The organism is Roseomonas sp. TAS13 (assembly GCF_001950415.1).
Classification (GTDB): Bacteria; Pseudomonadota; Alphaproteobacteria; order Acetobacterales; family Acetobacteraceae; genus Roseomonas; species Roseomonas mucosa.
This window is the reverse complement of sequence record NZ_BDLP01000078.1, coordinates 1-14,901: the sequence shown is the minus strand read 5'-3', so window position 1 is coordinate 14,901 and position 14,901 is coordinate 1. Positions and strand designations below refer to the sequence as shown.

Annotated in this window: 13 protein-coding genes; 5 read left to right on the top strand and 8 right to left on the bottom strand. The window is 70.5% G+C overall.

Going from position 1 to position 14,901, the window contains the following annotated elements; all coding sequences use genetic code 11:
- Positions 1-60: 60 nt before the first annotated feature.
- From ROTAS13_RS08810 to ROTAS13_RS08790, 5 genes are all read right to left on the bottom strand, one after another.
- Positions 61-2,490 carry an LPS-assembly protein LptD gene (locus ROTAS13_RS08810; RefSeq protein ID WP_226946133.1) on the bottom strand — a complete coding sequence of 810 codons (2,430 nt, stop codon included), beginning with the start codon at positions 2,488-2,490 and terminating at the stop codon, positions 61-63.
- Complete coding sequence (lptG, locus tag ROTAS13_RS08805) at positions 2,490-3,626, bottom strand: LPS export ABC transporter permease LptG (RefSeq protein ID WP_058389214.1); 1,137 nt, start codon at positions 3,624-3,626, stop codon at positions 2,490-2,492. Before lptG ends, ROTAS13_RS08810 begins: the two co-directional genes overlap by 1 nt.
- A complete protein-coding gene (gene lptF, locus ROTAS13_RS08800; protein WP_019461664.1) occupies positions 3,623-4,777 on the bottom strand; it encodes an LPS export ABC transporter permease LptF in 1,155 nt (384 codons plus the stop codon). The genes lptG and lptF overlap by 4 nt, the downstream gene beginning before the upstream one ends.
- A gap of 170 nt (positions 4,778-4,947) precedes the next feature.
- A complete protein-coding gene (locus ROTAS13_RS08795) occupies positions 4,948-6,384 on the bottom strand; it encodes an FAD-binding oxidoreductase (RefSeq protein WP_058389213.1) in 1,437 nt (478 codons plus the stop codon).
- An 81-nt stretch (positions 6,385-6,465) separates the two neighbouring features.
- Complete coding sequence (locus tag ROTAS13_RS08790; protein WP_126281885.1) at positions 6,466-6,765, bottom strand: hypothetical protein; 300 nt, start codon at positions 6,763-6,765, stop codon at positions 6,466-6,468.
- Positions 6,766-6,949: 184 nt separating this feature from the next.
- Here ROTAS13_RS08790 and ROTAS13_RS08785 point away from each other — a divergent pair, with 184 nt between their 5' ends.
- On the top strand, positions 6,950-7,396 hold the full coding sequence (locus ROTAS13_RS08785) for a DUF3775 domain-containing protein (protein WP_019461661.1): 447 nt from the start codon (positions 6,950-6,952) through the stop codon (positions 7,394-7,396).
- A 151-nt stretch (positions 7,397-7,547) separates the two neighbouring features.
- Here ROTAS13_RS08785 and ROTAS13_RS08780 read toward each other — a convergent pair whose 3' ends face one another.
- Positions 7,548-8,276: a DUF1194 domain-containing protein gene (locus ROTAS13_RS08780; RefSeq protein WP_037250073.1), complete on the bottom strand. Its 729-nt coding sequence runs from the start codon at positions 8,274-8,276 to the stop codon at positions 7,548-7,550.
- Between the two features lie 172 nt (positions 8,277-8,448).
- Positions 8,449-9,240 (bottom strand): phosphoribosyltransferase, encoded by a 792-nt coding sequence (locus ROTAS13_RS08775; protein ID WP_058389211.1) that lies wholly within the window; start codon positions 9,238-9,240, stop codon positions 8,449-8,451.
- A gap of 105 nt (positions 9,241-9,345) precedes the next feature.
- On the opposite strand from ROTAS13_RS08775, the gene ROTAS13_RS08770 reads away from it, so the two are divergent.
- The 4 genes from ROTAS13_RS08770 (at position 9,346) to ROTAS13_RS08755 (ending at position 14,623) form a co-directional block, all read left to right on the top strand.
- Positions 9,346-10,944 carry an ABC transporter substrate-binding protein gene (locus ROTAS13_RS08770; protein ID WP_079253385.1) on the top strand — a complete coding sequence of 533 codons (1,599 nt, stop codon included), beginning with the start codon at positions 9,346-9,348 and terminating at the stop codon, positions 10,942-10,944.
- A 118-nt stretch (positions 10,945-11,062) separates the two neighbouring features.
- Positions 11,063-12,667, top strand: a complete 1,605-nt coding sequence (locus ROTAS13_RS08765) for an ABC transporter substrate-binding protein (protein ID WP_058389210.1) — start codon at positions 11,063-11,065, stop codon at positions 12,665-12,667.
- Positions 12,668-12,698: 31 nt separating this feature from the next.
- Positions 12,699-13,721 (top strand): ABC transporter permease, encoded by a 1,023-nt coding sequence (locus ROTAS13_RS08760; protein ID WP_058389209.1) that lies wholly within the window; start codon positions 12,699-12,701, stop codon positions 13,719-13,721.
- Positions 13,718-14,623 (top strand): ABC transporter permease, encoded by a 906-nt coding sequence (locus ROTAS13_RS08755; protein WP_027281042.1) that lies wholly within the window; start codon positions 13,718-13,720, stop codon positions 14,621-14,623. Before ROTAS13_RS08760 ends, ROTAS13_RS08755 begins: the two co-directional genes overlap by 4 nt.
- Before the next feature lie 60 nt (positions 14,624-14,683).
- Here ROTAS13_RS08755 and ROTAS13_RS08750 read toward each other — a convergent pair.
- On the bottom strand, positions 14,684-14,901 hold a 218-nt coding region (locus tag ROTAS13_RS08750; RefSeq protein WP_139323291.1), incomplete at its 5' end, for a diguanylate cyclase.

Sequence of the window (14,901 nt, the reverse complement as noted above, 5' to 3'; positions counted from 1 at the left end):
GGGCCTGGGGACCGGATCCGCGGGGCGGGAAGGGCAGGGGGAGGGCGGGTAGGCAGGGCATCAGAGGGCGCGGAAGCCGAAATCGCCCAGCGTCTTGAAGCCGAGGCGGATGAGCACCGTGGTGGAGGACGGATAGAGCGCGCCGGAGGTCTGCTCGGCATAGGACTTGTAGAAGCGGGTATCCAGGATCAGGCACTCGTCCTCGTAGGTGAGGTTCGCGCCGACCGAGACGCCGCGCTTGAACTCCAGGTCGTAGCGGCCGAAGGCGCCCGTGGACCAGTGCTGGCCGACCTTCACGTTGGCGGAGCCGTAGACCTCCCGCCGATAGGTGGCGGGCGTCAGGTAGTCCTTCGGCACGGAGTAGAAGTAGCCGGCCGTGGTGCTGACCGGCACGCCCGTCAGAGGGCCGAGATCGAGCCGCGAGGAGACGTCGATCATCTGCCGGTCGAGGCTGCTCTTGTCGAAGCGGCCGCGGCCGATCACGCTCAGCCAGGGCGTGGGCGAGACGCGGACGCGGGCGACCAGGTCGGAGACCTCGTCGCGCAGGCCGGAGCGTGCCGCGAAGACCTCCTCCTTGGAGGCGCGGTAGGACTGGCCGACCAGCCCCTCGATCTGGCCCCCATTGGGGAAGAACCAGGCCGAGCGCAGCGCCGCGTCGATGCGGGAGCCGCCTTCCTGCCGGTCGCGGCCGGTGAAGCGGTTCAGCGAGAAGAGATTGGCGTCGGTGAACTCGAAGTCGAGGCTGTCCTCGTTCGGGATCAGCGTCTGGCGGCCGGTGGCGGGGCCGGTCACGAACTGCACATGCGGCTCGATGAGCTGGCTGCCATAGGCGCCGGCGGAGCGGATGAAGGGCATGCGCCAGTCGATGGCGGCGCGGACATTGCCGGTCGCCGTCTCGCGGCTGTTCACCGAGGCGCGGAAGGGGGCATCGTCGAAGTCGTTGACGGAATAGCCCATGGCGTCGCCCTGGAACCTGAAGGTCCAGAGGTCGCCCAGCAACCCGTAGCGCGGCAGGTCGTAGGTCAGGCGCGTGGAAAGGCGGCGGGTATCCGTGCCCTCGGTGCGGAACAGGAAGAAGTCGGAGGTGTCGATCGTCGCCAGCCCGCCCAGGCTGTCGGGACGGAAGGCGTGCTCGACGAAGATGTTGGGCAGGACATAGGGGATCTGGCCCACGTCATCGACGTCGCGCAGGCCCTGATAGGCGCGGCCGTCGATCTTGGCGTAGGTGTCGGTGCCCCAGAAGCCCTCGGCGTAGAGGTTGCTCGTCAGCACCCGCTGGGTCGGGAAGCGGAAGGCGCGCAGATAGGTCTCGGAGGTGGCGCGGTTGGCGTTGAAGCCGACGCGCCAGTTCTCGTCGATGTTGAAGCTGCCCTTGCTGAAGACATGGCTGCCGACGCCCTTCTCGCCATTGGTCTGGTTGCCGTCCAGCTCGCCGATCGAGCCCTGGATGTCGATCTGGCCGAAGTTGAAGCGCCGGCGGTAGCGGGCGGCCAGCGAGGGCAGCACGCGGGTCGAGACGGTGGGCGTGAGCGTCAGGTCGGAGCTGCCGTCGATGGCCCAGTAATAGGGCAGCTCGACGAAGCCGCCGAGGTAGCGCGTCTGGCCGAAGGAGGGCGAGAGGAAGCCCGAGGAGCGCGGCGCCGAGGGGTCGGGCATGGAGAGATAGGGCGAGTAGAAGACCGGCCAGCCGTCGAGCCGCACCTGCGCGTCGCGGAAGCGGATGCGCTGGGCTTCCTCGTCGCGGGTGGCGAGGCGGGACTGGATCTGCCAGAGCGGCGGGCGCGTCGGGTCCTCGGCGCAGAGGTTGCAGGCCGAATAGACCGGCCGCGTCATGTCGGTGATGGCGCCGGCGGGGCGGTCGGTGCGGCGGGCGCCGTTGGCCACCAGCTTGCCGTTCTGGGCGAGCAGGGCGCTCACCCCTTCCAGCACGCCGTCCTTCATGTTGCCCGTCAGCTCGGCGCGGTCGGCGAAGAGCACCTGTCCGTCCGGCTGGAGGAGCTGGACATTGCCTTCCGCCGTGGCGACGCCGGTTTCGCGGTTATAGGTGAACTTGTCAGCGCGCAGGATCTGCTCGTTCTGCCAGGCCTCGACATGGCCGGTGGCGGTCACGACCTTGCTGTTGTCGTCGTAGTCCACCTGGTCGGCGGTGAAGGTGACGGGGGCGTCGCGGTCCGCCGGGCTGCCCAGCAGGCTGCCGAAGGCGCTGCCGGCGCTGGGCGCGGCCGAGGGCTGGGCGCTGGCGCCGGGCGGGGCTCCGGCGGGCACCTCGGTGGTGCCGGCGCCGGCCATGGGCAGGGTGCCGCCCGTCTCCTGCGCGCCCAGCGGTCCCGCGAGCAGCAGGCAGAGGGCCGTGCCGCCCAGCAGTGCCGGGCGCCGCGCCCTTCCGCGGGGGGGCCGGAGGGCGGCCCGGAACGCGGTGGGGAAGGCTCCCCGGGACGCCTCCTGGGATGCCTCCCGGGACGCTCCCCGGGGTGAGGCCTGTCGGCGCATCAGCCGTCCTCCAGATGCAGCAAAAGGGTGAGGGCCAGCAGCAGGCCGGCCAGGGCGGGTGCCCAGGCGGCCAGGGCGACGGGGAGGGTGCCGGTCTCGCCGAACTCCCCCGCCACCCGGTCCAGAACGAAGAGGGCGAAGCCCGCCGCCACGCCGAGGCCCAGCATCTGCGCCACGCCGCCGCGCCGGGCTTGGCGCATGGAGAAGCCGGCCGAGAGCAGCGCCATGGCCAGGCACAGCACCGGCAGGGCCAGCAGCGACTGGTAGTGCAGGCGGTGCCGCACCGCCGAGAAGCCGGCCGATTCCAGCACCCCGATGAAGTCCGGCAGCGCCCAGAAGGACAGGGTGTCGGGGCTGGCGAAGCTGTCCTCGATGCGGGCGGGGGTCAGGTCGGTGGGCAGGGCGATCCGCATGGGGTCGGAGGCGCGGCGGTCCTGCCCGAAGGTCACGGCGTTCTCCAGCACCCATTCGCCGACGCCGCCATGGCTCTGCAGCTCCGCATGCGGCGCCTCGACGCGGGCCAGTGGCTTGTCGTCGCCCGACAGGCGCCAGACGCTGACATCGTCGAGCTTCAGGGCGGCGCGCTCGATCCGATTGCTGTTCGCCGCCGGCCGCCCGGCCAGGATGGCGACGCCCTGCGGGTCCAGGGCCCGGTCCGCCTGCCGCAGCCAGAGCCGCCCGCCCGCCAGGGCGGTGATGCCGGAGGCGTTGCGCAGGTAGATGCCGTCCAGCCGTTCCGCCCGGGCCAGCATGGCGGAGGAGAGCGGCGAGATGCCGGTGGTGGCGACGATGCCGATCACCAGCGCCACCACCGCAGGGCCGGTCAGGAAGCCCCAGGCGGAGATGCCGGCGGCGCGGGCCACCACCAGCTCCGAGGAGCGGGACAGGCGCCAGAAGGCGACGATGCCGCCCAGCAGCATGGCGAAGGGCAGGATCTGCAGGGCCATGAAGGGCAGGCGCAGCCCGCCGATCGTGGCCACGATGCCGAAGCTGGCCTCCGCCCGGGTGGCGGCGCGGCGCAGCAGCTCGATGAAGTCGAACAGCGAGACCAGCCCGGTGAGCGCCAGCAGCAGGGCCAGGACCATGGCCGTGAAGCGCCGGGCCACATAGAGGGTGAAGGTGAGGGGCAGGCTCATGCGGCGGCGAGCCGCCGGCGGCGCGGCCAGCCGGGCATGCCCGACAGCACCCAGGCGGAAACCAGGCCGGGGCCGACCGCGTGCAGCCAGATCAGCGGCACCAGGGCGTTGTTGCGGGCGGCGAGGTTGCCCACGGCCAGGCCGAGCGCCAGCAGCCCGACCACGGTGCCGACGCCGACGCCGATGGCGAAGCCGCCGCCATGGCGGCGGAAGCCGCTGGCCAGGGCGGTGGCCAGGCCGACCAGGGCGAAGGACAGGGTGGTCAGGGGATTCGAGAGGCGCTGGTGCGCCTCGGCGTAGAATTTGCGGATGTCGCGCTCCGGCAGGTTCTCGGCGGGGTCGGGGTGCAACAGCTCGCTCACCGAACGTTCCCGCGAATCGCGGTTGCGGGAATCATCGTCGCTCCGGCCGGTGCGGGCCAGATCCACGCTGTTCTCGCCGAAGGTGAGCACCGCGAGGCGCAGGGTGGGCGGGGTTCCGGGGGGGCTGCCGGCGGGCGGGGCCACGCGCTCCACCTGCTGGCGCTGGCCGTTGAGCAGGATCACCCGGGGTCCGCTCGGGGTCTGGGTGATGCGCCCTTCCTCCGCCAGGATGGTCACCGGGGCGCCGGCGTCGCGGCTGTCCTGCACCAGGATCCCCCGCAGCGTGCCGTCGCGCTCCCGCAGCCGGGCATAGACGGTGAGGTCGTCGCCGACGCTGCTGAAGACCCCCTCCTGCACCAGGATCGCGGCCATCTGGTTGCGGATCTCGAACTGCCAGGTGCGGAAGGCGGTGTGGCTCATCGGCACCAGCCAGAGCTGGAGCATGAAGCAGAGGCCGGTGGCGATCGCCGCCAGGTACAGGGCGGGGCGGGAAAGCTGCCACTGCGACAGGCCGGCCGCGCGCATTACCACCAGCTCCCGGTCCGTGGACAGGCGCACATAGGTGAAGAGCGTCACCACGAAGGTCGCGATCGGCAGGATCACGGCGAAGAAGGAGGGCATCAGCAGCCCGGTCAGTTCCAGGAAGACGGCAAAGGACAGGCCCCGGTCGAGCACGAGCTCGATGAAGCGGAGGCTCTGGGTCAGCCAGATGAGCAGCGCCAGCCCCACCGTGACCGCGATGAGGGCGACGGCGAGCTGGCGGAAGATGTAACGATCCAGCCGTGACATGGCGGGGGCAACCTATCCAGCCGAGGGGGCGCCGGCAAATCGGCGCCCAGGAACCGCCAGCCTCTACAGCCTTTCCGTGGCCTTTCCGAGGCTTGTCATGGCTTCTTCGCGAAACCCGGAAACCCGCTGTTGCAGATGGGTGCCGCTTGCGGGGGCCGGGGCGGGCGGGTTCAGCCCGGAAAGACCTTACCCGGGTTCATCAGCCCCTGCGGGTCCAGCGCCGCCTTGATCCGGCGCATCGCCTCGTATTCCGCGCCGCCGCGCCAGTCGGCCAGCATGTCGGTCTTGAGCCGCCCGACCCCATGCTCGGCGGAGAAGGAGCCGTCCAGGTCGCGGACCACGGCGTTCACCGCCTCCATCAGGTCATGGGCGCGGGCCATGAAGGCGGCGGGTTCCATCCCCTCGGGCTGGACCACGTTCATGTGGATGTTGCCGTCGCCCATGTGGCCGAAGGGCACCGGGCGGCAGCCGGGCACCAGGGCCCGCATGGCCTCGGCCGAGCGGCGGATCATCTCCGGCACCCGGGAGACCGGGACGGAGACATCATTCTTCACATTCCCGCCGGCGCGCTTCTGGGCCTCGGCATGTTCCTCCCGCAGCCGCCACAGGTTGGCGGCCTGGGCTTCGCTTTCCGGCAGGGCGGCGTCGAGCACCTCGCCAGCCTCCAGCGCCTCCTCCAGCACCGCCTCCATCAGCCCGCGCAGGTCGGCATCGGGGCGGGAGGAGGCGAGGTCCACCAGCACGTAGTGATCGGCGCGTCCGGCAAGGGGCAGGGTCGCGCCCTCGATCAGGCTCGTCACGAAGTCCATCCCGGCGCCGGACATGTATTCGAAGGAACGGACGCTGCCTTCGTCCCGGTCGCGGAAGCGGCGGAACAGGGCCAGGGCCGCGTCCTCGTCGGCCATGGCGCAGAGGGCCAGGGCGGTGGTGCGGGGGCGGGGGAAGAGGCGCAGCACGGCGGCGGTGATGATGCCCAGCGTGCCCTCGGAGCCGGCGAAGAGCTGGCGCAGGGCGAAGCCGGTGTTGTCCTTGCGGAGGCGGCGCAGCCCCTCGATCACGCTGCCATCGGGCAGGACCACCTCGATGCCCATCAGCAGGTCGCGGGCATTGCCGTAGCGGACCGTGTTGTTGCCGCCGGCATTGGTGGCCAGCACGCCGCCGATGGTGGCGGAGCCCTCGGCGCTGAGGGACAGCGGAAAGAGGCAGCCCGCTTCGGCGGCCGCGTCCTGGGCGTTCTTCAGGATCACCCCGGCCTCCGCCACCATGGTCATGTCCACCGGGTCGATGTCGCGGATGCGGTTCATCCGGGCCAGGGAAAGCACCACCTGCCGCCCGCTCTCGTCCGGCATGGCGCCGCCGACCATGGAGGTGTTGCCGCCCTGCGGCACCACGGCGACGCCCGCCTGGCCGAGCAGCCGCATCGCCGCCGCCAGCTCCGCCGTGTTCGCCGGACGCAGTAGGGCCGGCGAGGCGCCGTGGTAGAGGCCGCGCCAGTCCGACAGGAAGGGCTCCATGTCCGCGGGATCGGTGACGAGCCCGCGCGGGCCCAGCAGGGTGGAGAGCGCGTCCAGCAAGGCCGGCGGCAAGGTGGTAGGGGCGTCGGTCATGGTGCCCCAAGGGATGCCAGTTGGCCCTCCCCGGTCAAGAGACCGCGATGAGAGTCGCGTGGCGAGGTCCGGCGCCGGGCGTCAGGTGCGGTGGATGACCTTGCGCGGCCCTTCCTGCCCAACGGCGCAGAGATGGAAGGCGGGGCGCAGGGTAGCCTCGGGCTCGTCGTCCTCGATGGGCGGCAGCGGGCGCAAGGGAGAACTGGCAGGGGATTTCGGAGTGCGGCGCGCGGCGACCTCCTGCGGCAGGCCGAAGGCAGTTCCCCGGGCACCGAGGCCGCTGTCGCAGGACATGGCGGGCTGGGGCGGAATCGGGGCATCGGAGGACCCCGCGGGAGTGGCCATCGCCGCGCCCGACATCATCAGAAAGAACCCTGCCATCGCCACCCGCATCCCGTCTGCCCTCCGCTGTTGCAGTTATACAACTCCGCACGCCTGAGATGGTAATTCTGCCACATATCCTATTGACTGTGGCCAATTTCCAATCGGCGTTTCCAACGCGAAGCCGAAGCCCTGGTTTCGGCGTTGGGCGGGCACAGCAACCCGAACGGCAGAGGTAGGCTCGATGAGCGACCGCCCAGACCCCACCGGCACCGGCCCCGCCGGCGGCCCCGACAATGACGACGACCTGGATCTCGGGATCGGGATTCCGACCGTCGTGAGCATCATCGACACCGCCCGCCAGGTGGACGAGCTGGTCGAGGACGAGGAAAACGAGGATCTGCAGGACGAGGAGGCGCTCGACGATTCCGATCCCGAGGGCCTCGCCGAGATGCTGGAGGAGCAGATCACCGCGCTGAACGAGGACGAGCAGGCGGCGCTGATCGCCCTCGCCTGGATCGGGCGCGGCGACTACGAGGCCGAGGACTGGGAGGAGGCGCTGCGCCTGGCGCGGGAACGCAACGAGCGTGGCGACGCGGCCAGCTACCTCACGGGCATGGAGATGCTGGGCGACCTGCTCTCCGAGGGTCTGGAGGCGTTCGGTATCTCGCCGGAGGAAACGGCGCGCTGAGGGCAGGCCCGGCCTCCCCTGCCCCGGAGCCCCTGCCGGCCCGGCCGTGTCCGGTTGGAGGGCGTCCGGCGAAGGGGAGCGCGGACCGGATGCCTTGCCCCGCGGTCCCCCCCCCCGTCGGCATGGGGCGGCGTGGGGCGGCTCCGCGCCTTCAGCCGCGCATCATGCGGGGGCCATCCAGCCCGGCGACCTCGCGGACCAGCTTGCGCCGCACGGCGTTCTCGAAGGCGTCGAAGTCGGCGGCCGAGATGAGAAAGGCGCCGGGACCGCCGATCACGTTTTGCGCGTAGTACTGGTCGAGCGGCAAAGGCGGCATGCGGCCATAGGCGGGGCGGTCGTTCATGATGGGCAGGCCGTTGATCACGATCCCGTCCGCCACGGCGCGGTCCCGCGCCTCCTCGGCCGGCGGACCGCTGTTGTTCACCCCGTCCCCGGACACGTCGATCACGCGGCGCATCGCCTCGTAGGGCATGTCGCCCAGCAACTGGTGCGAGAAGTCGATGCCGCCCGAGATCGAGGTCCAGGACAGGGACTGGCGCGGGGCGCGGTCCAGCGCCCCGGCCCAGTTCTCCGCATCGGTCTGGCTGGCGATCTGGGTCCAGGGGATCACCAGCCTCTGGTACTCGGCGCCCGCCCATTCGACATAGGCCAGGGCGATGCTGCCGATCATGCCGCCCCGGATCGCGGCCACCACGCGGGGATCGGTGACCGCCTTGCGGTAGCCTTCCCGCTGCAGGCGGGCCTCGTCCTCGTCGATGGAGCGCGACACGTCCACGGCGAGCACGAGGGCGACGTCGACGGGTTCCGCGGCGCGGGCCAGCCTGGGATGGGCCAGGAGGCCCATGGCCCCACCAGCGATCAGCAGGGATCGACGGCGCATCAGCACACTCCCGAATGACCAAGGGGGAGTCAGTGCATCAGGATCGCAATGTGCGTCGCAACAGAATTCGGACCGGTGAAGTCACGAATGCGGGAAAGCCCGGCTTCCGCCTCGCCTGTCGCGGGAGATGTCCCGGGTCCAGGCTTCCTGGTGGGAGCCGGTGCGGGAGCGGTCAGGCCAGGCCATGGGGCGCGGGCAGCAGGACCGGAGGTAGCGTGGCTGCGTCCGGCACCCAGCCCGGCCCGGTGCCAGGGGCCCCGTTGACTGCCGTCCCGGCCGGTGTTCCCGTGGATGCCGGGCGCAGCAAGGGCGTGGCGAAGCCCGCCGCGACCGGCACCTCCACAGGCCAGGAGGCGCGCCAGCGGTCGCCCTGCGCCATGCCGACGCAGAGGCCCACCGGCCTCACCCCCGCCGCCGCCAGCAGGGCCAGCCCGGCCAGGGCGGAGCTGCCGGTGCTGATCACGTCGTCCACCAGCAGCACGCGGCGCCCCGCGAGCCGGTGCAGCACGCGCGGGTCCAGCCAGATGCGGCGCTCGTCCGTCGCGGTGGAGGAAGAGACAGGCACCGAGGGGGCGTCCGTCCCGTACCAGCGCTTGCGCGAATAGCCGGCGGCGACCCAGTTGGAATGGCCCAGCGTCTCGGCCACCGGGGCGGCCAGGACATGGCCCAGCGTCGGCAGGCCGCAGACCACCTCCGCGCCCAGGGGCCGCGCCGCCTCGGCCATCCAGCCGGCCAGGGCTCGTACCACTGCGAAGGAGGCCTGGTTGGCGATGAAGCCCGTCACCGCGATGGCGCCATAGTCGCGCAGCGGCAGCCAGAGGCGCGAGCCGTCGGGCATCGGCGCGGGGAAGCGGTGCCCGTAGGGCGGGCCGGGGTCCTCGGACGCCGCCGAGAAGGATTGCCAGAACTCCATGCCGCCGCCGGTGCCATGGCGCGCGGCACGGGTCCAGCGGCAAAGCCGCATGCCCGTTCCGTGCCCCCGGCGCCGGCGCCCGAACGGGCCATGGCGGGGTGGCGCGGGGCGGTCTATCCTGGAGCGGTCTTCACGATTTGGATAACGGATCGCAACATGATGGCCTCCCGCCGCGCGCTGCTGGCCGGCTCCGCCGCCGCTGCCTTCGCCATGACCCATTCGCGCTGGGCCGAGGCCCAGTCGCCGTCCGGGGTCATCGTCTTCGCCAAGCAGATCGACGACCTGATCAGCCTCGATCCGGGCGAATGCTTCGAGTACACGGGCTCCGAGATCTGCGGCAACGTGTACCAGAAGCTGGTGACCACGCCGAACAGCAACCCCTCCCAGCTGGTGGGCGAGCTGGCGGAGAAGTGGGAGGCGTCGGAGGACGGCAAGACCTTCACCTTCACGCTGCGGGAGGGGCCGAAATTCGCTTCCGGCAAGCCGGTGACGGCGGAGGACGCGGCCTGGTCGCTGCAGCGGGCGGTGATCCTGAACAAGACCCCGGCCTTCATCATCAACCAGTTCGGCTACACCAAGGACAACGTGGCGCAGATGATCCGCGCCACCGGGCCGCGCACGCTGGTGATGCAGACGGCGCAGGAGACGGCGCCGACCTTCCTGCTCTACTGCCTCTCCGCCGTGGTGGGGAACGTGGTGGAGAAGGCCGTGGCGATGTCGCACGAGCAGAACGGCGACCTTGGCAATGCCTGGCTGAAGCAGAACTCCGCGGGCTCCGGCCCCTATGCGGTGCGTGCCTGGCGGGCGAGCGACAGCGTGACGCTGGAGGCCAACCCGAACAGCACCGTGGCGCCGAAGACGAAGCGCGTGATCCTGCGCCACATGCCCGATCCCTCGGCGCAGATGCTCGGCCTGCAGCGCGGCGACATCGACATCGCGCGCAATCTGAGCTCCGATCAGATCCGGCAGACCAAGGCGGACAGCAGCTTCAAGGTCCAGTCGCAGCGCAAGGCCAGCCTGCTCTATGTCGCGATGAACCAGAAGCATCCGATCCTGAGCAAGCCGGAGGTGCGTCAGGCGATCAAGATGGCGATCGACTATGACGGCATCCAGAAGAACATCGTGCCTGACCTCTATGCGGTGCATCAGGCCTTCCTGCCGGAAGGGCTGCCGGGCGCGCTGACCGACAAGCCCTTCCGCCATCAGATCGCCGAGGCCAAGGCACTGCTGGCCAAGGCGGGGCACGCGGACGGGTTCGAGATCACCTTCGACTACGCCTCGGTCTCGCCCATCAGCGACATCGCGCAGGCGATCCAGGCGAACCTCGCCGAGATCGGCATCCGCGTGCGGATGCTGCCGGCGGAGCAGCGGCAGGTGCTCACCCGCGTCCGCGCCCGGCAGCACGAGATCTCGATGAGCCGCTGGGGCAGCGACTACTTCGACCCGAACTCGAATGCCGAGACCTTCGCGGTCAACACGGACAACAGCGACGACGCGCGCAACCGCACCTCCGCCTGGCGCTCCTCCTGGCTGATCCCGGAATACTCCGCCCAGGTGGTGGCCGCGGCGAAGGAGCGCGACCCGGCGAAGCGGACGGAGATCTACCTGAAGCTCCAGAAGGAACTGCAGGAGCACGGCCCCTTCGCCTTCGTGTTGCAGGAGATCGAGGTCTCGGTCAGCCGCAAGGGCGTGAGCGGCTTCGACATGGGCCCGATGAACGACCGCCACCGCTATGTGGAGATCGTGAAGGCCTGAGACGGGCTCCGGCGCTCCCCGTGGGCGCCGGTCCGGTGGCCTCCGTGAAAGCACAGGCTTGGCAGCCTCGCGCCGGGCGCTAGGCTCGGGTTTCCCCGCGAGGTCCGAGGCAAAAGCGATGACCACCCGACGTGCCCTGCTGGCCGGCTCCGCCGGCGCCCTGGCCCTGCCCGCGCTGCTGCCGGGCCAGGGTTCCGCCCTGGCCCAGTCGCCGCCCGGCGTGGCGGTGATCGCCAAGCAGATCGACGACATCATCAGCCTGGACCCGGCCGAGAGCTTCGAATTCTCGGGCAACGAGCTCTGCGGCAACATGTACCAGAAGCTGGTCCGCAACGACGAGAAGGACCCGACCAAGCTGACCGGCGACCTCGCCGAGCACTGGGAGGCTTCCTCGGACGGCAAGAGCTTCACCTTCCGGCTGCGGAAGGGGGCGAGCTTCTCCTCCGGCAAGCCGGTGACGGCGGAGGATGTGGCCTGGTCGCTCCAGCGCGTGGTGGCGCTGAACAAGAGCCCGGCCTTCATCATCAACCAGTTCGGCTATACCAAGGACAACGTGGCGGGGATGATCCGCGCCACGGCGCCGGACGCGGTGGTGCTGGCCACGGCCGAGCCCGCCTCGCTGAGCTTCCTGCTCTATTGCCTCTCCGCCAATGTGGGGGCTGTGGTGGAGAAGGCCGTGGTCGCCTCCCATGAGGCCAATGGCGATTTCGGCAATGCCTGGCTGAAGCAGAACTCCGCGGGCTCGGGGCCCTTCATGCTGCGCGCTTGGCGGGCCAGCGACAGCGTGACGCTGGAGGCCAATCCGCACAGCGAGACGCCGCCGAAGACGAAGCGGCTGGTGATCCGCCATGTCGCCGACCCCTCGGCACAGCTCCTCGGGCTGCAGCAGGGGGATTACGACGTGGCCCGCAACCTGCAGGCCGACCAGATCAAGGGGTTGCAGGGCAATGACCGCTTCCGCATCCTGGAACAGCGGCGGGCGATGGTGATGTTCCTGTCGCTGAACCAGAAGAACCCCTTTCTGGCGAAGCCCCAGGTGCGGCAGGCGATCAAGTGGGCGATCGACTATGCCGGCATCCAGAAGAACATCGTCCCCTCGACCTATGCCGTCCACCAGGCCTTCCTGCCCGAGGGCCTGCCCGGCGCGCTGACCGAGAAGCCCTTCCAGGCCGATGTGGCGAAGGCGAAGGCCCTGCTGGCCGAGGCGGGGCATCCGGAGGGGTTCGAGATCGGCTTCGACTACTTCTCCGTCTCGCCCTATGCCGACATCGCCCAGGCGATCCAGGCCAACCTCGCCGCCATCGGCATCCGCGCCCGCATGCTGCCGGCAGAGCAGCGGCAGGTGATCACCAAGACCCGCGCCCGGCAGCACGACATCGCCCTGGTCTACTGGGGCAGCGACTATTTCGACCCGCACAGCAATGCCGAGGCCTTCAGCATCAACACGGACAACAGCGACGACGCCCGGAACCGGACCCTGGCCTGGCGGGCCTCCTGGCCCATCCCGGACCTGTCGAAGCGGACGGTCGAGGCGCTGCGCGAGGGCGACGGGGAGAAGCGGGCCGCGCTCTACGAGGCGTTGCAGCGGGACCACCAGCAGTCCAGCCCCTTCGTCATCCTGCTCCAGGCGATCGAAGTGGCCGTGACGCGGGCCGGGGTTTCGGGCATGAGGCTCGGCGTGATGAGCGACCAGACCTCCTACGCCGGTATCAGCAAATCGTGACACCCCATTCCTCGCGCGGAGGAGGGCTCCGTTGAGCCCCGGCCGCGCACGCCTGAAGGCGCTGGCGGCCACCCTTGCCAGCGTCCCGATCACCCTGTTCGGCCTGACCCTGGTGACCTTCTTCATCGGGCGGGTCATGCCGATCGACCCCGTCATCGCCATCGTGGGCGACCGCGCGCCGCAGGACGTGGTGGAGCGGACCCGGCTGGAGCTGGGCCTCGACCAGCCCCTGCCGGTGCAGTTCGTCCGCTACCTGGGCCAGTTGCTGCATGGCGACCTGGGCCGGTCGGTGATGACCTCCAACACCGTGACGCGGGACATCGCCAACTTCTTCCCGGCGACCTTCGAACTGGCCACGGTGGCGATCATCCTGGCGGTGCTGATCGGCGTGCCGCTCGGCGTCTGGGCCGCCAGCCGGCAGGGCAGGGCAGTGGACCAGGCGGTGCGGCTCTTCAGCCTGTCGGGGCATTCCATCCCCGTCTTCGTGCTGGGGTTGGTCAGCCTGCTGGTCTTCTATGCGAAGCTGGGCTGGCTGCCGGGGCCGGGGCGACAGAACGTCGCCTACCAGGACATGATCGACGTCCACACGGGGATGCTGACCATCGACGCGGCGCTGGCCGGGGAGTGGGACGTGTTCTGGGACGCCGTGGCGCATCTGGCGCAGCCGGCCGGGGTGCTGGCCTTCTTCTCGCTCGCCTATATCGCCCGCATGACGCGGGCCTTCATGCTGGCGGAGCTGCGTTCGGAATACGTGACCACCGCCCGGGCCAAGGGCCTGTCCGGCTTCCGCATCGTCTGGGGGCATGCCTTCCCCAACGTGGCGGTGCCGCTGGTGACGGTGGTCTTCCTCACCTATGCCGGGCTGCTGGAAGGGGCGGTGCTGACCGAGACGATCTTCTCCTGGCCGGGGCTCGGCCAGTACCTGACCGTCTCACTCATGAATGCCGACATGAACGCGGTGCTGGGCGCGACGCTGGTGGTGGGGCTGATCTATGTCGTCCTGAACCTGCTCTCCGACCTGCTTTACCGCCTGCTGGACCCGCGCGTGCGATGACCGCCAAGACCTTCTCCCGCGCCTGGCTGCTCTCGCCGGCCCCGGAATCCCGCCGCCAGGCCGCCTGGGGGCAGCGCTACCAGGCCTGGCTGGCCTTCCGCCGCAACCCGCTGGCCATGGCCGGGCTGATCGTGGTGGTTCTGCTGCTCGCGCTCTCGCTGCTGGCGCCGGTGCTGGCGACCCACGACCCGAACATCCAGGACCTCGCCAACCGGTTGCAGCCCTGGTCGGCGCAGCACTGGCTGGGCACGGACGAGCTGGGGCGCGACGTCTATTCGCGCCTGCTCTATGGTGGGCGGATCACGCTCGGTATGGTGGTCGCGGTGGTGGTGCTGGTGGCGCCGCTCGGCCTCGTGGTGGGCTGCATCGCGGGCTATGCCGGGGGGATCTGGGACCGCATCCTGATGCGCGTCACCGATGTCTTCCTGGCCTTTCCCCGGCTGATCCTGGCGCTGGCCTTCGTGGCCGCCCTGCGCCCGGGGGTGGAGAGTGCGGTGATCGCCATCGCCCTCACCGCCTGGCCGCCCTATGCCCGCCTCGCCCGGGCGGAAACGCTGACCATCCGCCGCACCGACTACATCGCCGCGGTGCGCCTGTCCGGCGCCTCGCCGATCCGGGTGGTGCTGCGGCATGTGGCGCCGATGTGCATCCCCTCCCTGACGGTGCGGGTGACGCTGGACATGGCCTCGATCATCCTGACCGCCGCCGGTCTGGGCTTCCTGGGGCTGGGGGCACAGCCGCCGCTGCCGGAATGGGGCACGATGATCGCGACGGCGCGCCGCTTCGTGCTGGAGCAGTGGTGGGTGCCGGTGATCCCGGGCATCGCCATCTTCGTGGCCAGCCTCGCCTTCAACCTGCTGGGCGACGGACTGCGTGACGTGCTGGACCCGAAGCAGCGCTGAGGTGGTGTGGGTTTCCCCCCGGCGCGCGGCCGCCCCGCCAATCCCGCGCGTGATCCGGTATCAGGCGGGGACGTAGACCACCCGGTTCCGGCCCGCCCGCTTGGCGAGGTAGAGGCCCTGGTCGGCCCGCATCAGCGCCTCCTCGAAGCCCTCGCCCGCCTGCCAGACGGTGACGCCGACCGAGACGGTGACGCCGAGCGTGGCGGTGGGCAGGACCACGGGGGTATGGGCAAGCGCCGCGCGCAGCCGCTCCGCGATCTCGTGCCCCTGGGCCGCGC

Bases quoted from the DNA above. Each gene is read 5' to 3' on its own strand.
- ROTAS13_RS08755 (WP_027281042.1), top strand. From the start codon at position 13,718: ATGACCGCCAAGACCTTCTCCCGCGCCTGGCTGCTCTCGCCGGCCCCG.
- ROTAS13_RS08790 (WP_126281885.1), bottom strand. From the start codon at position 6,765: ATGGCAGGGTTCTTTCTGATGATGTCGGGCGCGGCGATGGCCACTCCC.
- ROTAS13_RS08770 (WP_079253385.1), top strand. From the start codon at position 9,346: ATGATGGCCTCCCGCCGCGCGCTGCTGGCCGGCTCCGCCGCCGCTGCC.
- ROTAS13_RS08775 (WP_058389211.1), bottom strand. From the start codon at position 9,240: ATGCGGCTTTGCCGCTGGACCCGTGCCGCGCGCCATGGCACCGGCGGC.
- ROTAS13_RS08765 (WP_058389210.1), top strand. From the start codon at position 11,063: ATGACCACCCGACGTGCCCTGCTGGCCGGCTCCGCCGGCGCCCTGGCC.
- ROTAS13_RS08795 (WP_058389213.1), bottom strand. From the start codon at position 6,384: ATGACCGACGCCCCTACCACCTTGCCGCCGGCCTTGCTGGACGCGCTC.
- ROTAS13_RS08785 (WP_019461661.1), top strand. From the start codon at position 6,950: ATGAGCGACCGCCCAGACCCCACCGGCACCGGCCCCGCCGGCGGCCCC.
- lptF (WP_019461664.1), bottom strand. From the start codon at position 4,777: ATGTCACGGCTGGATCGTTACATCTTCCGCCAGCTCGCCGTCGCCCTC.
- lptG (WP_058389214.1), bottom strand. From the start codon at position 3,626: ATGAGCCTGCCCCTCACCTTCACCCTCTATGTGGCCCGGCGCTTCACG.
- ROTAS13_RS08780 (WP_037250073.1), bottom strand. From the start codon at position 8,276: ATGCGCCGTCGATCCCTGCTGATCGCTGGTGGGGCCATGGGCCTCCTG.
- ROTAS13_RS08810 (WP_226946133.1), bottom strand. From the start codon at position 2,490: ATGCGCCGACAGGCCTCACCCCGGGGAGCGTCCCGGGAGGCATCCCAG.